General features: G+C 65.4%; 21 protein-coding genes and 1 pseudogene. 17 read left to right on the forward strand and 5 right to left on the reverse strand.

The window, feature by feature from the left end; genetic code table 11:
- The first annotated feature begins 14 nt into the window (after nt 1-14).
- Together EET03_RS00785 and EET03_RS00790 are read left to right on the forward strand one after the other, a co-directional pair.
- Nucleotides 15-524, forward strand: coding sequence for an acyl-CoA thioesterase (locus EET03_RS00785; protein ID WP_075542100.1), 510 nt, complete (start codon nt 15-17; stop codon nt 522-524).
- A gap of 99 nt (nt 525-623) precedes the next feature.
- Entirely contained in the window at nt 624-1064 is a 441-nt protein-coding gene (locus tag EET03_RS00790; RefSeq protein WP_036399218.1) for an SRPBCC family protein, read from the forward strand.
- Here EET03_RS00790 and EET03_RS00795 read toward each other — a convergent pair.
- Nucleotides 1061-1780, reverse strand: a complete 720-nt coding sequence (locus EET03_RS00795) for a GntR family transcriptional regulator (RefSeq protein WP_075542101.1) — start codon at nt 1778-1780, stop codon at nt 1061-1063. The genes EET03_RS00790 and EET03_RS00795 overlap by 4 nt on opposite strands.
- A gap of 147 nt (nt 1781-1927) precedes the next feature.
- Here EET03_RS00795 and fadD5 point away from each other — a divergent pair, with 147 nt between their 5' ends.
- From fadD5 to EET03_RS00865, 14 genes are all read left to right on the forward strand, one after another.
- Complete coding sequence (gene fadD5 / locus EET03_RS00800) at nt 1928-3577, forward strand: fatty-acid--CoA ligase FadD5 (protein ID WP_075542102.1); 1650 nt, start codon at nt 1928-1930, stop codon at nt 3575-3577.
- A gap of 246 nt (nt 3578-3823) precedes the next feature.
- Nucleotides 3824-4600 (forward strand): MlaE family ABC transporter permease, encoded by a 777-nt coding sequence (locus EET03_RS00805; protein ID WP_075542103.1) that lies wholly within the window; start codon nt 3824-3826, stop codon nt 4598-4600.
- A gap of 1 nt (nt 4601) precedes the next feature.
- A complete protein-coding gene (locus EET03_RS00810; RefSeq protein WP_075542104.1) occupies nt 4602-5471 on the forward strand; it encodes an MlaE family ABC transporter permease in 870 nt (289 codons plus the stop codon).
- Between the two features lie 4 nt (nt 5472-5475).
- Nucleotides 5476-6795, forward strand: coding sequence for an MCE family protein (locus EET03_RS00815; RefSeq protein WP_063470620.1), 1320 nt, complete (start codon nt 5476-5478; stop codon nt 6793-6795).
- The gene (locus EET03_RS00820; protein WP_075542105.1) at nt 6792-7832 is read left to right on the forward strand and encodes a virulence factor Mce family protein; all 1041 of its coding nucleotides are present in this window, start codon (nt 6792-6794) and stop codon (nt 7830-7832) included. Before EET03_RS00815 ends, EET03_RS00820 begins: the two co-directional genes overlap by 4 nt.
- Nucleotides 7829-9418 carry a virulence factor Mce family protein gene (locus EET03_RS00825; RefSeq protein ID WP_075542106.1) on the forward strand — a complete coding sequence of 530 codons (1590 nt, stop codon included), beginning with the start codon at nt 7829-7831 and terminating at the stop codon, nt 9416-9418. The genes EET03_RS00820 and EET03_RS00825 overlap by 4 nt, the downstream gene beginning before the upstream one ends.
- Nucleotides 9415-11022, forward strand: a complete 1608-nt coding sequence (locus EET03_RS00830) for a virulence factor Mce family protein (protein ID WP_075542107.1) — start codon at nt 9415-9417, stop codon at nt 11020-11022. The genes EET03_RS00825 and EET03_RS00830 overlap by 4 nt, the downstream gene beginning before the upstream one ends.
- Nucleotides 11023-11138: 116 nt before the next feature.
- Entirely contained in the window at nt 11139-12362 is a 1224-nt protein-coding gene (locus EET03_RS00835; protein ID WP_075542108.1) for a virulence factor Mce family protein, read from the forward strand.
- The gene (locus EET03_RS00840) at nt 12356-13912 is read left to right on the forward strand and encodes a virulence factor Mce family protein (protein ID WP_063470615.1); all 1557 of its coding nucleotides are present in this window, start codon (nt 12356-12358) and stop codon (nt 13910-13912) included. Before EET03_RS00835 ends, EET03_RS00840 begins: the two co-directional genes overlap by 7 nt.
- Nucleotides 13882-14658 (forward strand): Mce protein, encoded by a 777-nt coding sequence (locus tag EET03_RS00845; RefSeq protein WP_075542109.1) that lies wholly within the window; start codon nt 13882-13884, stop codon nt 14656-14658. Before EET03_RS00840 ends, EET03_RS00845 begins: the two co-directional genes overlap by 31 nt.
- Nucleotides 14655-15641: an RDD family protein gene (locus EET03_RS00850; RefSeq protein WP_075542110.1), complete on the forward strand. Its 987-nt coding sequence runs from the start codon at nt 14655-14657 to the stop codon at nt 15639-15641. Before EET03_RS00845 ends, EET03_RS00850 begins: the two co-directional genes overlap by 4 nt.
- Nucleotides 15638-16192 (forward strand): mammalian cell entry protein, encoded by a 555-nt coding sequence (locus tag EET03_RS00855; RefSeq protein ID WP_075542189.1) that lies wholly within the window; start codon nt 15638-15640, stop codon nt 16190-16192. The genes EET03_RS00850 and EET03_RS00855 overlap by 4 nt, the downstream gene beginning before the upstream one ends.
- Entirely contained in the window at nt 16159-17022 is an 864-nt protein-coding gene (locus EET03_RS00860; RefSeq protein WP_075542111.1) for a mammalian cell entry protein, read from the forward strand. Before EET03_RS00855 ends, EET03_RS00860 begins: the two co-directional genes overlap by 34 nt.
- Nucleotides 17023-17046: 24 nt before the next feature.
- Nucleotides 17047-17754, forward strand: a complete 708-nt coding sequence (locus EET03_RS00865) for a YoaK family protein (protein WP_099193890.1) — start codon at nt 17047-17049, stop codon at nt 17752-17754.
- On the opposite strand, the gene EET03_RS00870 is transcribed toward EET03_RS00865, so the two are convergent.
- The 4 genes and pseudogenes from EET03_RS00870 to EET03_RS00885 form a co-directional block, all read right to left on the reverse strand.
- A complete protein-coding gene (locus EET03_RS00870; protein WP_075542113.1) occupies nt 17747-18880 on the reverse strand; it encodes a phosphodiester glycosidase family protein in 1134 nt (377 codons plus the stop codon). The two genes, EET03_RS00865 and EET03_RS00870, sit on opposite strands and share 8 nt — an antisense overlap.
- Before the next feature lie 54 nt (nt 18881-18934).
- Complete coding sequence (locus EET03_RS00875) at nt 18935-20329, reverse strand: YhgE/Pip domain-containing protein (protein ID WP_075542114.1); 1395 nt, start codon at nt 20327-20329, stop codon at nt 18935-18937.
- Between the two features lie 47 nt (nt 20330-20376).
- On the reverse strand, nt 20377-21102 hold the full coding sequence (locus tag EET03_RS00880; RefSeq protein ID WP_075542190.1) for a pirin family protein: 726 nt from the start codon (nt 21100-21102) through the stop codon (nt 20377-20379).
- A gap of 305 nt (nt 21103-21407) precedes the next feature.
- Nucleotides 21408-22521 (reverse strand): annotated as a pseudogene (locus EET03_RS00885) (sigma-70 family RNA polymerase sigma factor).
- Here EET03_RS00885 and EET03_RS00890 point away from each other — a divergent pair.
- Complete coding sequence (locus EET03_RS00890; protein WP_075542115.1) at nt 22469-23332, forward strand: alpha/beta hydrolase; 864 nt, start codon at nt 22469-22471, stop codon at nt 23330-23332. The pseudogene EET03_RS00885 and the gene EET03_RS00890 sit on opposite strands and share 53 nt — an antisense overlap.
- Nucleotides 23333-23342 lie beyond the last annotated feature (10 nt).

Here is a 23342-nt window from a genome sequence, read left to right on the forward strand (position 1 = left end):
GTTGGAATACAACCATGGCTTCAGTCCCATCGGTGCCGTCGGTACCGTCGGTACCCGAAACGCCCGCGCCGCAGAACCTCACCAGCGGCGACTTCCCGGTGCTGTGGCCGGTGCTCACCCGCTGGGCCGACAACGACATGTTCGGCCACCTCAACAACGCCGTCTACTACCAACTCTTCGACACCGCGATCAACGCCTGGATCAACACGGGTACCAACCTCGACCCGCTCACCACGCCTTCGCAGGGCATCGTCGCCGAGTCGGGCTGTCGTTACTTCTCCGAACTGCATTTCCCGGAACAGCTGATGGTGGGCCTGGCGGTCACCCGCCTGGGCCGCAGCAGCGTCACCTACCGACTCGGCGTGTTCAAAGCCGGCCAGCAAACCGACAGCGTCCGGCCTCAGCCGATCACCGCGCTGGGGCACTGGGTACACGTCTACGTCGACCGGACCAGCCGCAAACCCGTCCCGATCCCGGAGGCCATCCGCTCACTGCTGTCGACAGCTTGCGTGAAGCCGGCGTGAGGCCTGCGTGAAACTGCGTGAAATAAGCCGGGCCACACCCGAAATCAGGCCCGAACCGGCACGGTCAGCGCCCGCCGGCTACCCGGGTATGCTTCGCCAATGCCAGTTTTGAGCAAGACCGTCGAGGTCAGCGCGGACGCCGTAGCGATCATGGGCATCGTCGCCGATATCGAGCGGTACCCGGAATGGAACGAGGGGATCAAGGGCGCCTGGGTGCTGCACCGCTACGACGACGGGCGTCCCAGCCAGGTGCGGCTCGACACCGCGATCCAAGGCTTCGAGGGCATCTATATCCACGCCGTGTATTACCCGGGCGAGAATCAGATTCAAACGGTCATGCAGCAGGGCGACCTATTTCTCAAGCAGGAACAGCTGTTCAGCGTGGTAGAGACCGGCGCCAACAGCTTGCTGACTGTGGACATCGACGTCGAGCCCAGCCTGCCGGTGCCCGCGCCCATGGTGAAGATGCTGCTCAACAACGTCCTCGAGCAGCTCGCCGAGAACCTCAAACAGCGGGCCGAGAACCTGGCCACCGGCTAGGAAGACGGGGCGAGCCGGTCGGCTTGGCCGAAGATTCCGTTTCTGTCCAGCGTTTCGGTCAGTCGTCGTGCCGCGTCGGTGAATTGCCAGACGGTGTGCTCGGTGACCGCGGCGGCATCCCGGCGACGCAGCGCCGCGATCATCCGTCGGTGATTGTCCACGGTGGCCGCGCCCCAGCGCGGATCGGCGGCAAACACCTGCGCCGGCATGTAGCGGGCGGCATTCAATAGGAACCAGGCCAGCTTGATTCGGTGGCTGGCCTGGTTGAAGACGCGATGGAACGAGAACTCGAGCGTCGCGATGGTCTCGGCGTCACCGGAACCGACGGCGGCGGCCAGCCCCTCGTTGATGCGGGTCAGCTCGTCGATCTCGACGTCGGTGATCCGGGCGGTCGCCGCGGCGGCAAGCTCCCTGGCAATGGTGGCCTGCAGCCAGAAGATGTCGTCGATGTCCTGCCTGGTCAGCGGCAATACCACGTGACCACGGTGCGGCTCCAGCTGCACCATGCCCTCACCGCGCAGCTTCAGCAAGGCTTCACGAACCGGGGTGATGCTGACCCCGAGTTCGGCCGCGGTCTCGTCGAGGCGGATGAACGTGCCCGGACGCAGGGTCCCCGACATGATCGCCGCCCGCAGATGGCCGGCCACCTCGTCGGATAACTGCGCCCGGCGCAGTGGCCGCCGGCTTCGCGGCCGGGCGGATAGCGGAGCGTTCATGTGGCCTGCCAGGACTTTCGGGGGCTTGGCGGGACTTTGCAGGTCTTGTTTTAGGGCCACTGGGCCCGTTAATGTGACCCAGATAACACCATGTTTTATCAAATATCAGTGTGGCGCAAGCGGTGCAGGAGTGAAGGGATCGCACAGTTGACCGCGCAACTGGCCAGTCATCTGAGCCAGGCCGCAGCCGGCCTGGAGCAGCCCTACCTGGCCCGGCGGCAAAACTGGGTCAACCAGCTCGAGCGGCATGCCCTGATGCAGCCCGAGGCGACCGCACTCCGGTTTCTGGGTCACACCGTGACGTGGTCTGACCTGCACTATCGGGTCACCGCGCTGGCCGGTGCCTTGAGCCGTCGAGGGGTCGGCTTCGGCGACCGGGTGATGATCCTGATGCTCAACCGCATCGAGTTCATCGAGTCGGTGCTGGCGGCCAACATGCTCGGGGCCATCGCGGTGCCACTGAATTTCCGGCTCACCTCCACAGAGATCGCCTTGCTGGTAGCGGACTGCGCACCACGGGTGCTGATCGCCGAGGCGGTGCTGGCACCGGTGGCCATCGGGGTCCGCGCCATCCGGCCGCTGGTGGACACGATCGTGGTGGCCGGCGGCGCCTCCGACGACACCGTGCTGGGTTACGACGATCTGGTGGACGAAACGGGGGACCCGCCCGCACCCGTCGACATCCCCAACGACTCGCCGGCGCTGATCATGTACACCTCGGGGACCACCGGCCGGCCGAAGGGCGCGGTGCTCACGCACGCCAATCTCACCGGGCAGGCGATCACCGCGCTATACACCAGCGGCGCCAACATCAGCAGCGACGTCGGTTTCATCGGTGTCCCGCTGTTCCACATCGCCGGGATCGGCAACATGCTGACCGGGATGTTGCTCGGTGTCCCCACCGTGCTGTACCCACTGGGCGCGTTCGATCCCGGTCAACTGCTCGACGTGCTGGCCGCGGAGCGGGTCACCGGCATCTTTTTGGTGCCTGCGCAATGGCAGGCGGTGTGCGCCGAGCAGCAGTCAAGACCGCGCAACCTGAAATTGCGGGTGATGTCATGGGGGGCCGCACCGGCGCCGGACGCGTTGCTGCGGCAGATGTCGGAGGTCTTTCCCGGAACGCAGATTCTGGCCGCGTTCGGCCAGACCGAGATGTCGCCGGTCACCTGCATGCTGCTCGGCGAAGACGCGATCCGCAAGTGCGGCTCGGTCGGCAAGGTGATCCCCACGGTCGCCGCCCGCGTGGTCGACGACCAGATGAACGACGTCCCCGTCGGTGAGGTGGGTGAAATCGTCTACCGCGCACCGACATTGATGTGCTGCTATTGGAACAACCCGGAGGCCACCGCGGAAGCGTTCGGCGGCGGCTGGTTTCATTCCGGGGATCTCGTTCGGATGGACTCCGACGGCTACGTCTGGGTGGTCGACCGCAAGAAGGACATGATCATCTCCGGCGGCGAGAACATCTACTGCGCCGAGGTGGAAAACGTGCTGGCCGGCCACCCGGGCATCGCCGAAGTCGCGGTGATCGGCCGGCCCGACGAAAAGTGGGGCGAGGTGCCGGTTGCGATCGCGGCTGTAACGGACGCCCCCCTCCGGATCGAAGACCTAACTGAGTACCTGACCGAGCGGCTCGCGCGCTACAAGCACCCGCAGGCGCTCGAGATCGTCGAGGCACTGCCCCGCAACCCTGCCGGGAAGGTGCTCAAAACCGAATTGAGGTTGCGCTACGGAGCTTGGAAGAGCTTCGAAAACCGTTCTGTGCCAATGCATTCAACGACGAGAGAGGACGACTGACAAGACCTTTGCGGGTTGCCCGCTGTTGACGAAGGGTTAATTGTGAGGATGCGGTTCACACGCCGACGGCCATCAGGTACATTCCTGTGGTCTCCGTTACTACCTGCAGGTAGGGAGCCGACGGTCACACACCTAGGGATGGGGCAAGGAGGAAGGCGTGCGACATGATCGGCCGTTACGCCGCAACCCGAGTGGTCCCATGGTGAGGAGGCGACAGTGACGACGACCTCGACGCGTCCACACCTGATGGGCTATCTGCGGGACCAGTTGGAAACGCCTCTCACACTCGTCGGCGGATTCTTCCGGATGTGTGTGTTGACCGGAAAGGCGTTGTTTCGCCGGCCGTTCCAATGGCGCGAGTTCATCCTACAGTGCTGGTTCATCATGAGGGTCGCGCTGCTGCCGGCCATCTTGGTCTCGGTGCCGTTCACCGTCCTGCTGATCTTCACACTCAACGTGCTGCTGGCCCAGTTCGGCGCCGCTGACCTCTCCGGTGCCGGCGCGGCGATCGGGGCCGTCACCCAGCTCGGCCCGCAGGTCACGGTGCTGGTGGTGGCCGGCGCCGGGTCGACCGCCATCTGCGCTGATCTGGGTGCCCGCACCATCCGTGAGGAGATCGACGCGATGGAGGTGCTGGGCATTGACCCCATCCACCGGCTCGTCGTTCCCCGGGTCATTGCCGCGACGCTCATCGCCACGTTGCTCAACGCCTTGGTGATCACCGTCGGGCTGGTGGGCGGCTATCTGTTCGGTGTTTATCTGCAGAACGTGTCGGGCGGGGCTTACCTGGCCACGCTCACCACCATTACCGGCCTGCCCGAGGTCATCATCGCAATGGTCAAGGCGGCGACGTTCGGGCTTATCGCCGGGCTGGTCGGCTGCTACCGCGGGCTGACCGTCCGGGGTGGCTCCAAGGGTCTGGGTACCGCTGTCAACGAGACCGTCGTGCTCTGCGTGGTTGCGCTTTTCGCGGTCAACGTGGTGCTGACGACGGTCGGCGTCCGGTTCGGGACGGGGCACTGACATGGCGACTTCTGCGGTATTGCGCGCCCGATTCCCCAGGGCCACCGCCAATCTGAACCGATATGGCGGGGCCGCGGTCCGCGGACTGGACACGACCGGCCGGTTGGCCTGGTTCGCGCTGGTCAGTATCGGGAACGTCCCGTTTGCGCTGAGCCGCTACCGCAAGGAAACCCTGCGGCTGATCGCTCAGATCGGAATGGGCACCGGTGCGATGGCCGTCGTCGGCGGCACCGCCGCGATCGTCGGTTTCGTGACGTTGTCCGGCAGTTCGCTGGTCGCCATCCAGGGCTTCGCGTCGCTGGGTAACATCGGCGTCGAGGCTTTCACCGGCTTTTTCGCCGCTCTGATCAACGTCCGCATCGCCGCGCCGGTGGTCACCGGTGTGGCCATCGCGGCAACGGTCGGCGCCGGTGCCACCGCCGAGCTCGGCGCGATGCGGATCAGCGAAGAGATCGACGCCCTGGAAGTGATGGGCATCAAGTCGATCTGCTTCCTGGCGACCACCCGGATCCTGGCAGGGCTGACGGTGATCATCCCGCTTTATGCGATGGCGATGATCATGGCGTTCCTGTCCCCGCAGATCACCACGACGGTGCTCTACGGACAGTCGACCGGCACCTACGAGCACTACTTCCGGACGTTCCTGCGCCCTGACGACGTTTTCTGGTCGTTTCTGGAGGCGATCATCATCACCGCGGTGGTGATGGTCACTCACTGCTACTACGGGTACAGCGCCGGCGGCGGCCCCGTCGGTGTCGGCGAAGCCGTCGGCCGATCGATGCGTTTCTCGCTGGTTTCGATTCCCGTGGTCGTCTTGTCCGCCGCGTTGGCGCTCTACGGCGTCGACCCCAACTTCGCACTGACGGTGTAGCGCCATGACGATGCCCGGGAAGATCAACAAGGTCAGCGATCCGCCGTACAAGACGGCGGGCGTTGTCTTTCTGGTGCTCGCGCTTGTCATATTCGTGTTGGTGTACCTGCAGTTTCGTGGGGATTTCACCCCGAAGGTCAAGCTGACGATGCTTTCCGATCGAGCCGGCCTGGTGATGGATCCCGGCTCGAAGGTCACCTACAACGGCGTGCAGATCGGCCGGGTCGACACCATCTCGGAGATCACGCGCGACGGCAAACCGGCCGCCAAGTTCGTCTTGAACGTCAATCCGAAGTACCTCTCGCTGGTACCGGAGAACGTCAACGCGCAAATCAAGGCGACCACGGTGTTCGGCGGCAAGTATGTGTCGCTGACGACGCCAAGAGACGACCGCGGCAACGTCATCTCGAAGGGGCACCTCACCCCCAAGAGTGTCATCAATGCCGTTGGGGTGACGACCGAGATCAATACCTTGTTCCAGACCATTACCTCGATTGCCGAGAAGGTGGACCCGGTCAAGCTCAATCTGACGCTCAGCGCGGCCGCGCAGGCGCTGACCGGATTGGGCGATCGCTTTGGGCAATCGATCGTCAACGCCAACGCGATCCTCGACGATGTCAACCCGCGGATGCCGCAGGCCCGCCGCGACATTCAGCAGTTGGCGGCGCTCGGCGACGTCTACGCCAACGCATCGCCGGATTTGTTCGACTTCCTTGACAATTCGGTGCCCACGGCGCGCACGATCAATCAGCATCAGCGCGAATTGGATGCCGCCTTGCTGGCGGCGGTCGGGTTCGGCAACACCGGCGCGGACGTCTTCGGCCGGGGTGGCCCGTATCTGGCGCGTGGCGCCGCCGACCTGGTGCCCAGTGCTCAGTTGCTGGACACCTACAGCCCGGAGCTGTTCTGCACGCTGCGCAACTACCACGACATCGAGCCCAAGGCCGCCACGTTCCTCGGCGGCAACGGCTATTCGCTGGCCACCCACAGCGAGCTGCTGTCCGGGTTGGGATTGATGCTGAACCCGACGTCGCTGGTGCCGCTGCTGCTTTCACAGATCGGCGGGCTGGCTGCCGGGGTGGTCGGCGGGGCGCCGAATCCCTACATGTATCCGGAAAACCTGCCGCGGGTCAACGCGCGTGGCGGCCCCGGCGGCGCGCCGGGCTGCTGGCAGCAGATCACCCACGATTTCTGGCCGGCACCCGAGTTGGTGATGGACACCGGCAACAGCATCGCTCCCTATAACCACCTTGAGACCGGTTCGCCCTACGCGATCGAATACGTCTGGGGCCGTCAAGTAGGGGACAACACGATCAACCCATGAAAATCACCGGTACTGCAATAAAACTCGGCGCCTTCGCACTGGTGCTGGTGCTGTTCAGCGTGATGATCGTCATCGTGTTCGGTCAGATCCGCTTCGACCGCACCTACGGCTACTCCGCTGAGTTCAGCAACGTCAGCGGGCTCCGGGCCGGACAATTCGTCCGCGCCTCGGGGGTGGAGATCGGCAAGGTCAAAAACTTGTCGCTGGTCGACGGCGGCAAACGGGTCCGGGTGGATTTCGACGTCGACCGCTCGATACCCCTTTACCAATCGACGACGGCGCAGGTCCGCTACCTCGACCTGATCGGAAATCGATACCTGGAGCTCAAGCGCGGCGACGGCGACGGCAGCGACCGGGTCATGCGGCCGGGTGGGTTCATTCCGTTGTCGCGCACGTCGCCGGCGCTCGACCTCGACGCCCTGATCGGCGGTTTCAAGCCGGTGTTCCGGGCGCTGGACCCGGACAAGGTCAACACCATCGCCTCGGCGCTCATCACCGTGTTTCAGGGTCAGGGCGGCACCATCAACGACATTCTCGACCAGACCGCGCAGCTGACCTCACAGATCGCCGAACGCGACCAGGCGATCGGCGAGGTGGTGAAGAACTTGAACACCGTGCTGGATACCACGGTTCGCCATCGCAAGGACTTCGATCAGACGGTCAACAACCTGGAGGTGCTGATCACCGGGTTGAAGGACCACCGTACTCAGTTGGCGGACGGCGTCGTGCACATCAGCAACGCCGCCGGGACCGTGGCCGATCTGCTGGCCGAGGACCGCGCACTGCTGCACAAGACCGTCAACTACCTCGATGCCATCCAGCAGCCGCTCATCGACCAGCGTCAGGAGTTGAACGATTTCCTGCACAAGGTCCCGACCGCCCTGAACATGATCGGGCGCACCATCGGGTCCTACGGGGACTTCGTGAACTTCTACTCCTGCGACATCAGCCTCAGAATCAATGGGTTGCAGCCCGGCGGGCCGGTGCGCACGGTCCGGCTCTTCACCCAGCCGACGGGTAGGTGCACGCCACAATGAGAACGCTGGAACCTCCCAATCGGCTTCGTATCGGCCTCATGGGCATCGTGGTGATGATCATCGTCGTCGCCGTCGGCCAGAGCTTCACCAGTGTCCCCATGTTGTTCGCACGGCCGAGCTACTACGGGCAGTTCACCGACTCCGGCGGCCTCAACAAGGGGGACAAGGTACGCATCGCCGGCATGGACGTCGGCAAGGTCGAGGCCCTGTCGATCGACGGTGACCACATCAAGATCAAATTCTCGGTCGGCACCAACGCCATCGGAACCGAAAGCCGGCTGGCGATCCGCACCGACACCATCCTGGGCAAGAAGGTCCTCGAGATCGAGGCGCGCGGCAACCAGCCGCTGCGGCCGGGGGGCACGTTGCCATTGGGTCAGAGCACCACTCCATACCAGATTTACGACGCCTTCTTCGACGTCACCAAGGCGGCCACCGGCTGGGACATCGATACGGTCAAGCAATCGCTGCATGTGTTGTCGCAGACCATCGACCAGACCTACCCGCATCTGAGCGCCACGCTCGAGGGCGTGGCCAAGTTCTCCGACACGATCGGCAAGCGTGACGAGGAGATCAAGCACCTGCTTGCGCAGGCCAACCAGGTGGCCAGCATCCTGGGGGACCGCAGCCAGCAGGTGGACCGGCTGTTGGTCAACGCCAAGACGTTGATCGCCGCGTTCAACGAGCGTGGGCGCGCCATCGACGCACTACTAGCCAACGTCGCTTCGTTCTCGGCCCAAGTGCAGGGGCTGATCAACGACAATCCGAACCTCAACCATGTGCTCGAGCAGCTGCGTCAGGTCAGCGACATCCTGGTTGAGCGCAAGGACGACCTGGCAAACGGGCTCCTGATGGTCGGCGGATTCCTTCCGTCGCTGAACGAGTCGATCGCGTCGGGGCCGTTCTTCAAAGTGGTCATCCACAACCTGGTTCCGGGGCAGATTCTGCAGCCGTTCATCGACGCCGCGTTCAAGAAGCGTGGCCTGGACCCGGAGAATTTCTGGCGCAGTGCCGGCTTGCCGGAATTCCGCTGGCCCGACCCCAACGGCACCCGGTTCCCCAACGGCGCGCCGCCGCCGGCGCCGGGTGTGCTGGAGGGCACGCCCGAGCACCCGGGGCCGGCCGTCCCGCCCGGTTCACCCTGCTCGTACACGCCGGCCAACCCTGGCGGCAATGTCACCGTCGGCGACGAGGGGTTGCCGCGGCCCTGGAACCCGCTGCCCTGCGCGGGCGCGCTTCTCGGCCCGTTCGGGGGTCCGAACTTCCCGGCGCCGCTGGATGTGGAGGCGTCCCCGCCGAACCCGAACGGCCTGCCGCCGACGCCGGGCATCCCCATCGCGGGGCGGCCGGGCGACCCGCCGCCGGACGTTCCGGGTACCCCGGTGCCGCTGCCGCCGAACGGACCGCCGGGTGCGCGGACCGAGCAACTGGCGCCGGCCGGCCCGACACCGCCGCCGTCGACGTTCGCGCCGGGGCTGCCGCCGGGTCCGCCCGCGCCGCCCGGGCCGGGGCCGCAGCTGCCCGACCCCTATATCAACCCAGGAGGCACCGGCGGTAGCGGTGTGACTGGAGGGAGCCAGAATTGAGCACCGTCTTTGACATCCGCAATCTGCGGCTTCCGAGGATGACGCGGGCGACGGTGATCGTCGGAACGCTGATCGTGGTCTTGGCCCTGGTGGCAGCGTTTGTCGGCTGGCGGCTTTACCAGAAGCTGACCAACAACACGGTGGTTGCCTATTTCCCTGCCGCAAATGCGCTGTACCCCGGTGACAAGGTCCAGATCATGGGCCTGCAGGTGGGCAAGATCGACAGCATCGAAGCGGCCGGCGACAAGATGAAGGTCACCTTCCACTATCAGAACCAGTACAAGGTGCCGGCCAACGCCTCGGCGGTGATCCTCAACCCGACCCTGGTGGCGTCGCGTTCGATCCAGCTGGAGCCGCCTTACAAAGGCGGCCCGGTGCTGGCCGACAACGCGGTCATTCCGATCGAGCGCACCCAGGTGCCGGTGGAGTGGGACGAGCTGCGCAACAGCATCACCAACATCATCGACAAGCTCGGCCCCACCCCGCAGCAGCCCAAGGGACCGTTCGGTGAGGTACTCGAATCCTTCGCCTATGGGCTGGAAGGCAAGGGCAAGCAATTCAACACCACGCTGGACAGTCTGTCGCGCGCGCTGACCGCGCTCAACGAAGGCCGTGGCGACTTCTTCGCGGTGGTCCGCAGCCTGGCGCTGTTCGTCAACGCGCTGCACCAGGACGACCAGCAGTTCGTGGCGTTGAACCAGAACCTGGCCGACCTCACCGGCCGGCTGGTCAGCTCCGACCAAGCCCTTTCCAATGCGTTACAGCAGTTCGACAGCTTGCTGACGACGATCCGGCCGTTCCTCGACAAGAACCGCGAGGTGTTGACTCACGATGTCAACAACCTGGCCGAGGCGACCAACACGCTGCTGCAACCCGAGCCGTTGAACGGCTTGGAGACCGCCTTGCACGTGCTGCCGACGGCGGCGTCGAACGTCAACCAGATCTACCATCCGTCGCACGGGTCCGTCGTGGCCATCCCGGAGATCACATCCTTCGCCAACCCGATGCAGTTCGTCTGCAGCTCTATTCAGGCCGCCAGCCGACTTGGATATCAGGAGTCCGCTGAGTTGTGTGCGCAGTACCTGGCGCCTATCCTGGATGCGATCAAGTTCAACTACTTCCCGTTCGGGGTGAACTTCTTCAGCACCGCCGAAGTGCTGCCCAAGCAGGTCGCCTACTCCGAGCCGCGGTTGCAGCCGCCAAACGGGTACAAGGACACGACCGTCCCGGGGATCTGGGTGCCGGATACTCCGTTGTCGCATCGCAACACCCAGCCGGGCTGGATTGTCGCCCCCGGTATGCAGGGGCAGCAGGTTGGGCCGATCACGGCGGGCCTGATGACCCCCGAGTCGCTGGCCGAACTCATGGGTGGCCCGGACATCCCGCCCGTCCAGTCCACCTTGCAGACGCCACCCGGACCGCCGAACGCCTATGACGAGTACCCGGTGTTGCCGCCGATCGGTTTGCAGGCCCCGGTGCCGATACAGCCGCCGCCGCCCGGCCCAGGGGTGGTCCCGGGCCCGGTTGCGCCGACGCCCGGTCCAGCCGCGGCGCCCGCGCCGGTAGGCGCTCCACTTCCCGCTGAGGCAGGAGCGGGTCAGTGAGGAGCGCGATGAGCGCGGTACGCGCGAAGAGCAAGCCGAGCCAGTGGGCACCGAGGAGCGCGATGAGCGCGGTACGCGCGAAGAGCAAGCCGAGCCAGTGGGCACCGAGAAGCGCGATGAGCGCGGTACGCGCGAAGAGCAAGCCGAGCCAGTGGGCACCGAGCGGCGCCGTGGGACGCGCCCGTCACCGGGCCTGGCAGGCGTTGGCGTTGCTGACGGTCGCTCTGACGCTGAGTTCGTGCGGCTGGCGCGGGATCTCCAATGTGTCGATTCCGGGTGGTCCGGGCACCGGGGACGGGGCCTACGTGCTCTATGTGCAGGTGCCCGACACGCTGGCGATCAACGGCAACAGCAAGGTGATGGTCGCCGACGTCACGGTCGGCTCGATACGTGACATCAGATTGGAGAACTGGATAGCGACGCTCAAGCTGGGGATCGACAAGGGCGTCAAGCTACCGAGGAACGCCACCGCGAAGATCGGCCAGACGAGTTTGCTGGGTTCTCAGCATGTGGAGCTCGCGTCGCCGCCCGACCCGTCGCCGCAGCCGCTGTGCCCGCCGCCGCACCGCAAGCAGGATTGCACCATTTCGCTGAAGAACTCCTCCGCATATCCCAACACCGAGCAAACACTGGCCAGCATCTCGATGATTTTGCGCGGCGGCGGCATCCCGAATCTCGAGGTGCTCCAGAACGAGGTCTACAACGTCTTTCACGGGCGGGCCGACCAGATTCGGGCTTTCCTCACCAAGCTGGACACCTTTACCGACCAGCTCAACCAGCAACGCGATGACATCACCCACGCTATCGACTCCACCAACCGTTTGCTGGTCTACGTGGGTCGCCGATCGGATGTGCTGGACCGGGTGCTGACCGACATCCCGCCGCTGATCAAGCACTTCGCCGACACGCGTGACCTGCTGATCAACGCCGTCGACGCGTTGGGACAGCTCACCCAGGTCACCGACCAGTACCTGTCGGAGGCGCGTGGCCCGCTGCATACCGACTTGCAAGCGCTGCAATGCCCGCTCAAGGAACTCGGCCGCGGCTCGCAGTATCTGATCGGCGCGCTGAAGCTGATTCTCACCCAGCCGTACGACATCGAGACCGTGCCGAAGCTGTTCCGCGGCGACTACCAGAACGTGTCGGCCACGATCGACGTGACCTTCAGCGCGATGGACAACGCCTTGCTCACCGGTACCGGCTTTTCCGGAGCCTTGCGCGCACTCGAGCAGTCCTTCGGTCGCGATCCCGAGACGATGATCCCCGACGTCCGCTACACGCCGAACCCGAACGACGCGCCCGGCGGACCGCTGGTGGAAAGGGGCGACCGGCAATGCTGACTCCCTTCATCAAACGCCAGTTGATCGTGTTCGCGGTCCTGACAGTGGTCTCGCTGTTGGTCCTGGGGGTGTACTACCTGCGGATTCCATCGCTGGCGGGCATCGGCCGCTACACGCTCAAGGCGGAGCTGCCGGCATCGGGCGGCCTTTACCCCACGGCCAACGTGACCTATCGCGGCGTCACCATCGGCAAGGTCACCGACGTGGAGCCGACGCCCACCGGCGCCGAGGCGACGATGAGCATTGACAGCCGCTACAAGATCCCGGTCGATGCGTCGGCGAACGTGCATTCGGTATCGGCGGTCGGTGAGCAGTACCTGGATTTGGTGTCGACGGGCAACCCGGGCAAGGTCTTTTCGCCCGGACAGACGATCACCAAGGGGACGGTGCCCAGTGAGATCGGGCCGGCCCTGGACACCGCCAACCGCGGCCTTCAGGTGTTGCCGGCGGACAAGATCCCCGTGCTGCTCGACGAAACGGCGCAAGCCGTAGGTGGTTTGGGCCCTGCCCTGCAACGGCTGGTCGACGCCACGCAGGCGATCGTCGGTGACTTCCGCACCCAGATCAACGACGTCAACGACATCATCGACCACTCCGGACCGATCCTGCAAAGCCAGGTCACCTCGGGCGATGCGATCGAACGCTGGGCGCACAACCTCAACACGCTGGCCGCCCAGACCGCGAAACGGGACCAGAACGTGAAAAGCATTCTGTCCCAAGCAGCTCCGACCGCTGACCAGCTGAACGAGGTCTTCACCGACGTGCGTGATTCGCTGCCGCAGACGCTGGCGAACCTCGAAGTCGTGTTCGACTTGCTCAAGCGCTACCACAAAGGCGTCGAGCAGGTGCTGGTGTTCTTGCCGCAGGGTGCTTCGATCGCGCAGACAGTGGCCGCGCCCTTCCCCAACATGGCCGCGCTGGACCTGGCGTTGGCGATCAACCAGCCACCGCCGTGTCTGACCGGGTTCATCCCTGCGTCGGAGTGGCGCTCTTTTGCCGACACCAGCCTGCAGCCGTTGCCGACGGGCACGTACTGCAAGATTCCGATGGATACTCCGGCCAACGGCGTGCGCGGATCACGCAACATTCCGTGCGTTGACGTCCCGGGCAAGCGAGCGGCGACGCCGCGGGAGTGCCGCGACCCGAAACCATACGTGCCGGCGGGTACCAATCCGTGGTATGGCGACCCCAACCAGCTCTTGACGTGCCCGGCGCCGGCGGCGCGCTGCGATCAGCCGGTGAAGCCCGGCTTGGTGATCCCGGCGCCGTCGATCAATAACGGGATGAACCCGGCACCGGCCGATAGACTGCCGCCGGGCGGGACGCCGCCTCCGGTCAGTGACCCGCTGCAGCGGCCCGGTTCGGGTACTGTGCAGTGCAACGGACAGCAGCCCAACCCCTGTGTCTACACTCCGGGCGGGCCGCCCACGGCGGTCTACAGCCCTCAGAGCGGTGAACTGGTAGGGCCCGACGGAGTCAGATACTCCGTCGAAAACTCGACCAAAACAGGAGACGACGGATGGAAGGAGATGCTGGCGCCAGCCGGCTGAACCCCATCGACGCGGATAATTCGTCGAGCCCCGAGGCGACGGACGAGGACTCGGCAGAATCCGAGACCCACACCGGCTCAGACACCCCCGACACGGAGGGTGAACTTGCTGCAGAATCTGAGGCCGGTCAGGACAGCGCCGAGGCGACGGGCGAGGACTCGGCCGAATCGGAGGACGAAGCCGCTCCGGACACCTCCGACACGACGGGTGAGGGCCAAACCGCGGCGCCGGCTGTCGAGCGGCGCCCGTCGCGTTTGGGTCGTGGGTGGCTAGTCGGTATCAGTGCCGCGCTGGTGCTCGTCGCCGGCGGCATCGGCGCCGGCGGCTATCTGGCGCTGCGTGCCCACCAGCAGAGCGAGGTCGTAGCCCGCAACAACGCGGCAGCACTGCAGGTGGCCAAGGACTGTGTCGCGGTCACGCAGGCACCGGATACCAGCTCCATGGCCGCCAGTGAACAGAAGATCATCGACTGCGGCACCGATCAGTACCGCTCCCAAGCCGTGCTCTACAGCAGCATGCTCGTTCAGGCTTACCAGGCCGCCAACGTGCACGTTCAGTTGACCGATATGCGGGCCGCGGTCGAGCGTAACAACCCCGACGGATCGGTTGACGTGCTCGTCGCCCTGCGCGTCCGGATGTCCAACGATCAGGCGCAGGATCAGGAAACGGGCTACCGGCTGCGGGTGCGTATGACACCTACGGACGGCCAGTACAAGATTTCGAAACTCGACCAGGTGACGAAGTGACGGTGGTGGTCGACGAGATCCAGACCCCCGAGAGCGTCCAACCCGAAGCCGAGAGGGCCTTGGCGCCATGGCATTTGCGGGTGGCTGCGGTCGCCGTTGATGTGCTGCCCGGAATCGCGGTGGTAGCGACCCTGGCGCTGGTCTCGTTTACCGTGCCGTCGGACAGCTCATGGTGGTGGGTGTGCGTCGCCATCCTGGCCTTGGTGACCCTGCTGATGTCGGCCAACCGGTGGCTAGCGCCCGCCCTGACCGGTTGGACTCTGGGACGCGCCCTGTGCGGAATCGCTGTGGTACGCCACAGTGGGGCCGCTGGAGACGCCGTCGGCCCGTGGCGGCTGATGGTGCGCGACCTCGCCCACCTGGTCGACACCGTGCCGCTGATGGTCGGATGGCTGTGGCCGCTGTGGGATCCGGACCGGCGCACCTTCGCCGACATGCTGTTGCGCACCGAGGTGCGAACCGTTGATCCTGGCGGGCGGCCGGCCAAGGTACGGCGGTGGACGGCGGTGGCACTGGTCACCGCGGCCGGATTGTGCCTGGGCGGTGCCGGTGTGAGCTACGCGGTGGTGTACTCCTACGACAACGCAACCGATCGAACCCGTGCTGAGCTTGCGACGCAGGGCCCCAAGATGGTCTCCCAGATGTTGACATACGACCCGAAAACGTTGCGCGAGGACTTCGCTCGAGCACAATCGCTGACCACCGACAGGTACCGCGGTCAGTTGGCCGGCCAGCAGGACACCGTCGCGAAGGGGCACCCCGTCCTCAACGAGTACTGGGTGACGGGCAGTTCTATCCAATCCGCGACGCCGAACCGGGCGACCATGCTGCTGTTCATGCAGGGTCGCCGTGGCACACCGCCCGACATCCGCTACATCAGCGCAACCGTGCGGGTCAGCTTCGTAAGGGACCGGGACGACCAATGGCGCGTTGACGACCTGACCGTACTGACCAAACCGAAGCCGCCCGGGGACGGAAAATGAGTCCGCGGCGCAGATTCCACCCCGGTGAGGGACTCCTGCTTGTCACACACCCGTTGCCGCCGAGGCGACCGCGGGTATTCCCGCTCGTGGCCATTTCCGCTGCCGTGGTGATGGCGGTGGCGATCACGCTATCCAGCCTGATGCTGGTCGCGCATGTGTCGCGGGATCGGGCCGCGCACCGGGAGCATGAGGTGGTCAACTACGTGAAATGGTTCATGGGGCAGTTCACTTCCGTTGACCCGTATCACGCGAACGAATACGTCGAGCGGATATTGGCGCAAGCGACCGGCGATTTCGCCAAGCAGTACCACGACAAGGCGAACGAGATCCTGCTGCAGGTCGCTCAAGCAGAGCCCGCCAAGGGTACGGTCCTGGATGCGGGCGTGGAACGGTGGAACGACGACGGCACCGCCAGCGTTTTGGTGGCCACCGAGGTCACCTCCAAGTCACCCGATGGCAAAGAGGTCTTCGAGAACACGAACCGTTGGGCTGCCACAGCTAAGCAGGAAGGGAATCAGTGGAAGATCAGCAACCTGCTGCAGATGATCTGACCGAGGCCAACTCGGAAGCGTCCGACGCCGAACCGGATTCCCTCGCCGAGACCGACGATCAGGCAACTCAAGCAACCGAGGCGGTGGACGCGGAACCCGCAAGCGACGACGTTGCGGCAGCAGCAGCGGATCAGTCCGAGCAAGCTGACGGCGGCGACACCGAGGTCGCCGATTCCGACTCCGAGGCCGCCAGTGACGGCGCCGGCATGGGCGAGTCCGACACCGATTCCGACTCCGACACCGAGGCCGCCGGTGGCGGCGCCGGGCCCAAAGTCGGGTTCCTCAAGCGACTGACCGGCAGGGTCAAACGCCCCAGCGGCAAGCGCGTCGCCGCGGCCGTCGCCGTGGTTGGCGTACTGCTTTTCGTGGGTTCTGCCGCATTTGCCGGCGCGACCCTGCAGCCGTACCTGGCCGATCGCGCGGTCGTTGCCGTCAAGCTCAACGTGGCGCGGACCGCGGCGAACGCGATCACCACGTTGTGGACCTACACCCCGGAAAACATGGATAAGCTGGCCGATCGCGCGGCGGTCTACCTCAGCGGTGACTTCGGAGCGCAATACCGGAAATTCGTCGACAGCATCGTCGCGCCGAACAAGCAAGCCAAGGTCACCAATAACACCGAGGTCACCGGCGTGGCCGTCGAATCGCTGGATGGTCCCAATGCGGTGGCGATCGTGTACACGAACACCACCACCACCAGCCCGCTGACCAAGAACATTCCGGCAATGAAGTATCTGTCGTACCGGCTGATCATGAAGCGGGATAACTCCCGCTGGTTTGTGACCAGGATGACGACGATCACCTCGCTGGATTTGACGCCGCGCCTGTAGCCCCGGCCTGGTCGAGGGGTTTACATGGCCGTCAGCTCGCCCGGGTATCACCGGTTGACGATCGCCGCGTTGCTGTTGCTGACCTTCGCCACCGGCTTGGCCGACGCGATCAGTGTGCTGGTCCTCGGGCATGTGTTCGTCGCCAACATGACCGGCAACGTGATCTTCCTCGGCATTTGCCTGGTGCCGAAGTCGCAGACGGGTATCGACCTGGTCGCCGGCGTGGTGTCCGTGGTCGCCTTCGTCATCGGCACGATCATCGGCGGCCGGTTGACTCGGGCGCTCGGTGGTGAGCCACGACGCTGGATCAGCGCGGCGCTGGGGACCGAGGTCGCGGTGCTGGCGACGTTGTCGGTACTGGCCGGCAGCGGGGTACTGCGCTATCACGACAACACCAAGCTGTTTCTCATCGGTGGGCTCGCGTTGACGTTCGGCTTGCAGAACGCAATCGCTCGGGAGTTCGGCATTCGCGAGCTCAGCACCACAATGTTGACGTCGACCATCGTCGCGATCGGCGCCGAGAGCCGGCTGGCCGGCGGCACGGGTGGCCGAAGCTTGCTGCGCTATAGCGTGATCACGGCGATGTGCGGCGGCGCGGTACTTGGTGCCGTCATGTCCCGGGTGACCGTGGCGCCGGTGTTCGCACTGGCCGCCGCCGTTATCTCGGTGAGCATGCTGGTGTTCCGCTACGGCCCCGTGGATAGCAAAACGCCTCAGGCGCTTACTAGTTGAATGCGAGCCAGCTGGGCAGCGCCCGTTCGTGGGAGTCGCAGAGGACCTCGCGGGTGTCGCAGGAGCCCTTCGGCGATCCCGCGCCGGCCCACATGCCTCCGGTGTCACGGCGCAACACAATTGCCGACGACCCACCACCGTCGAGCAGGATCGCCGTATCGCTGCCCAAGCCCCGGAAGAGGTCTTGGATGTTGTCCGGCGTGTAGTTACCTCCTTCGAAGATGTACATCTCGTCTTTCTGCTTCGCGTAGGCCAGCGCCGTACGCGCGGCACTCGGGCCGCCGTCGTGAAGTTGGCCGGTGTTGCCCGGCGACAACAGCCCGATCCCGGCGACGGCGACGAACTTCGCGTTCTTGTTGAGCAAGTCCTGAATCACCGGAGTCGCCAGGTCGTAGTCTTCTCTGCCCTTGGGCCGCAACACATATGGCGCACCACCGGCCGGGATGATCATGGTGGTCAGCGAGGTCCAGGTCTCGTTTCCGCCGGACAGGCCCTGTTTGCCGGCGTAGGCGACGGTGCCGGTGACCGCCTGGTTGGCGCGGCCCTGGCCGTGGGTGTTGTCGACGAACGCGCCCAATGGCGAACTGCAACCGGTCGATCGCCAGGAGCCGCCCTTTTGCGGGCGCACGTCGAAGAAGTTGGCGTTGATCGCGATTGTCGGCTGTCCCATTCGCTGCCAGGCCTGCAGCGGTGCGTAGATCTCCGATGCCTGCCAGAGCCCTTCATTGGTGCGTGCCCCGGCGTTGTGTTCGCAGCGCGCCTGGTCACCGGTGTGGCTGTCGACCAGCAGGTGCGGCTGCAGCCGCTGCGATGCATTCTTGATGATCATGAGATGGCCGCCGTTGTTCATCTCGTAGCGGCCACCGTCGCCGTTGAGGAGCGGCATCGGATGCCCGCCGCCGAAGTTGTACACCAGGTAGGAGCCCTTGGTTGTGGCGATGGCGTGCTCGAGCATCTCGCGACCGTCGGCGGCATGGGCGAGGGGTTGTCCCGCGGTAGCCGTGAGCGTGGCACATGCAGCCACTAAGGCAAGACAAGCCGCAAGTCGGCGCAGGCTGGCAGATGGCGTCAGCACGGTAGCCCTTTCGGCCCGGTCGGGAAGCAGCCATCCCAGAATTAGGCACATCTGTCACACTGTCAACTTATGTAACAGCGATGTGACGATTGCGCCGCACTCGAATTACGTTTGCTCGCTTGGATTTTCGTTTGCGCTTAAGCCGTTGCCGGGGCCGGCGCCGGCGCGGTCTCGTTCCCGTGCCTGGTGCTGCGCTTGATGCTCCGCCGCAATGGCCATCTCGACTGCCCCGGGTATCCGGTGGAATCCCTTGCGGTCGTATAGGTGGGTGATGATGCCCCCCAACAGCAGGCCGATGACCAGACCGATGGATGTCATCGCCAAGGCGTGGGACAGACCGGCGTCGGGGTGACCGTCGAGGTAGAGCAGCGACCTTACCCCCAGGAACACTTGGTGCATCGGCTCGAATGTGGCCAGCCAGCGGAAGAACGGCGGCACTGCCTCGAGGGGAACCGTGGCGCCGGCCGACGGTAACCCGAAAATGACGAAGATCAACATGCTCACCAGTAAGCCCATCGATCCCAGCACCGCGATCAACGAGCTGGACGTGACGCCTACCGCGATGATCGCGAACACTCCGTAGAGCCACAATTGCCAGCCGAGGGAAATGGGCATGCCCAGGCCATGGGCGATCGCCAGGTACACCGCCGAAGTGAGCAAGGCCAGCACCGTCATCAATCCCCACCTGAGTAGCAGGGTGCGGAACCGCGAGATGCGGACCTGCTCACCGAAGCGATACACCGGGCCGAATTCGGCTGGTACGTAACCGAGCATCGAGTCCACCAGGGTGCTCACCACGATGCTGCCGGTAAATCCGGCCAGCAGCAGCAACAGCGCATAGTAGAAGGCCGACAGTCCATTACCGGTTCCGTTGGGCAGCGGGTTGTAGACCGTGGATTTGACGTCGATCGGATTGGTCAGCCCCAGCGCAGCGGCGCCGGCCAGCGGCGCGCCGCCGGTCTGCGCCGCAACGTCGGCGGTAAGGCGTTGCCCGACTTTGGAATTCACCACGGCCATCGCCTGGGTCAACGTCTGGGCGGCGATGCTCGAGCCCAGCGTGCCCGCTCGCGGATTGGTCGAGATGGTAATCGTGGGCCGGTCCGCGTGGGTCGGCTGCACGGCGCTCATCGCGTAATCACGCAGCGCCGAGGAAAAAGTCGGCGGAATGACCGCCGAACCGTAGACCTCAGCCCGGTCCAGTAGCCGCTTGGCCTCGTCGTGGGAGACGACGCGCACGTCGTACTTGTTCTTGTCCAATCCGGCCTCCAGACCCTCGACAATCTGCTTGCCGGTGGGCCCGGCGTCCTGGTTGACCACCGCAATGGGGAAGTGGCGCAGGTTGGTCGCCGGGTTCAGGATTCCACCCAGGTACAGGGCTGCCAGCGCCGACATGAGGGCCAGTGTGATGAGGATCGGTGCCGCCCAGAACCGCACGGTCCGAACCGACTTGATGCTGCGCCTGGGGTTCGGTGCGGCATGACGCGGCTGCGATTGAGACATGTGGGCTCCTGTCTGTCGAGCCCACTCTATGTGGTGTCAGGGCGGGCTCAGGACCCCAGGTTTGCGTGCATCTCCCACACCAGGACTTCCGCGGGGCAGTCGGCGGTGAGCCGCCGCGCCCCGATGTCGGTGCAGCGGACCGCGTCCCCTTCGGCCAGTTCGCCGGCCCCGTCCAGGTCAATCCGGCCGTGGGCGACAAACAGATGCAGATAGGGCGCGGGGGGGACGTCGACCGTGTCGCCGGGGCGCAATCGCGCCGCGTGCAGGGCCGCGCTGCGGTTATGCAGCGTGATCGCGGCGTCGTGGCCGTTGATGCCCGAGGCGATGGTGACCAGACCGCCGGTCGACAGGTCATCGCCGATATCGTGCTGCTGGTATCCCGGGTCAATGCCGGTCTGGTCGGGCGCTATCCACATTTGGACGAAATGCACTGGCTGCGTGGCTGACTCGTTCTTTTCCGAATGCAGGATTCCGCTGCCCGCCGACATGCGCTGGGCCAGACCGGGGTAGATCACGCCGTGGTTGCCCGTCGAATCCCGATGGGTCAGTTCACCTTCCAGCACCCACGTCACGATTTCCATATCGCGGTGCGGGTGGGTGTCGAATCCGGTCCCTGGTTGCACCACGTCGTCGTTGCTGACCAGCAGCAGCCCGTGGTGGGTGTTGTCCGGGTCGTAATGGTCGCCGAACGAGAAGCAGTGTCGAGATGTCAGCCAGGAGGTCGTCGTGACGGCCCGCTCGGCCGCTCGCCGAATCTCCACTGTGGCAGGCATGATTTCCACAGTAGCGGCGTGGGCACGGGTGCGTGCTGCGGCGACCTCGGGTCCCGGCGGCGTCAAGGCGGCCGCGGCTGCACTGCCGTACCCTACCGCCTGCGCCGCGCATCATCGAATCTGGTTGTGCTCAGCCCTGATTCGACTATTGCACCGCGCCGGTATGGTCGCGAGCGTATGACGCCGGGCCGGCCGCTTCGGATGGGCGTGGGCAGCGTCGCCTAGCGGGGGCGCCGGATTTTCCGCTGATCACCGGGACGCGGTGAGCCGATGTCGAAGGCGCCCAAACAACAACAGCCCGGTCGTCACAGCGAACTGGGCAGACCGAACTTCGGGAACAGTGAGCCGTCGAGGAAAGCCACCACGTGCGACACCCCGCCATCGACCATGTCCAGCACATGCAACTGGAACGGCACGTGCCGCTGACCCGCGCGCAGGTACATGGCCGCCGCGGGCTGGCCGTTGGCCACCAACGGGATCATGCGCATATCGCCGGGCGATTCGGCGGGACATTGCTGGTGAATGAGCGTAATGATGTCCCGCGCGCCCTGATACCAGCCGACGTAGGGCGGCATCTCCCAGATCGCCTCGGCGGTGAACAGCTCCACCAGCCGGTCGATGTCGTAGGTCTCGAACGCGGCGATGTAGCGGGCCAGCAAGTCCTGGGCCTGCAGCGAATCCGGCGCGCTCAACCGGTCCTCGGCGCTGGGGCGCACGGTCTCCATTTGCGATCGGGCCCGCTGCAGCAGGCTGTTGACGGCGACGGTGGTGGTGCCTATCGCCTCGGCCACTTCGGCCGATTTCCACTGCAGCACGTCGCGCAGCAACAGCACCCCCGCTGCCGGGGCGACAGATGCTGCAGCGCGGCCACAAACGCCAACCGGACCGATTCGCGCGACCCGACGATGACCGACGGATCCGCCGGATCATCCGTCGCATCCGGCAGCGGCTCCAGCCAGGGCACCTCACGGCGCTCGACCAACTCCGCCGTCGGATCCGAGCTGGCCGTTCCCAGTCCGGTCGGCAACGGCCGGCGCCGCCGGCCTTTCAGTGCGCTCAGGCAGGTGTTGGTGGCGATCTGATGCAGCCAGGTCCGTATCGACGACTTGCCTTCTAACCGGTCATACGCTTACCAGGCGCGCAGCAGCGTCTCCTGAACCAGATCCTCGGCGTCGCGTAACGATCCGGTCATCCGGTAGCAGTGCGCCAGCAGTTCGCGCCGGTAGGGTTCGGCACGGGCGGAGAAATCACCGCCGAGCTCATTGTCTTGTGCTAGCAGACCCACCCCGACGAGCCTACGCAGAGCCGCTGACAACCCGGACAACCCCGCCCGGGGAGCCGCTGTGCAGCCCGTAAGCTGCCCGTAATGAATGCGACGCGCACTGAACGCAACTTCGCCGGTGTCGGCGGTGTGGACATCGTCTACGACGTCTGGACGCCCGACACCGGGCCCGACACCGGGCCCGACACCGGGCCCAAAGCCGTGGTTGTGCTGGCTCACGGTCTGGGCGAGCATGCCCGCCGCTACGACCACGTCGCGCAGCGGTTCGGTGAGGCCGGTCTGGTTACCTACGCGCTCGACCATCGCGGACACGGCCGCTCGGGCGGCAAGCGGGTGCTGGTGCGCGACATCTCCGAATACACCGCCGACTTCGACACCCTGGTGGGCATCGCGACCCGGGAAAACCCCGGCCTCAAGCGCATTGTCCTCGGGCACAGCATGGGCGGCGGGATCGTGTTCGCCTACGGTGTGGAACGCCCGGACAACTACGACCTGATGGTGCTGTCGGCGCCGGCGGTGGCGGCCCAGGATCTGGTGTCGCCGGTGGTGGCGCTGGCCGCCAAGGTTCTCGGCGTCGTGGTACCCAGCCTGCCGGTCCAGGAACTCGACTTCACCGCGATATCCCGCGACCCGCAGGTGGTGGCGGACTACCAGAACGACCCGCGGGTGTACCACGGCCGGGTGCCGGCCGGGATCGGCCGGGCGCTGCTGCAGGTCGGCGAGACCATGCCGCGGCGGGCGCCGGCGCTGACCGCGCCGCTGTTGGTGGTGCACGGCACGGGTGACCGGCTTATCCCGATCGAGGGCAGCCGGCGCCTGGTGGAATGTGTGGGCTCCACCGATGTCGAGCTGAACGAATATCCCGGGCTCTACCACGAGGTCTTCAACGAGCCGGAGCGCAACCAGGTGCTCGACGACGTGGTCGGGTGGATCACCAACCGCCTCTGAACCGAATTGT

Origin of the sequence: Mycobacterium innocens, assembly GCF_900566055.1 — a bacterium.
Lineage (GTDB): Bacteria > Actinomycetota > Actinomycetes > Mycobacteriales > Mycobacteriaceae > Mycobacterium > Mycobacterium innocens.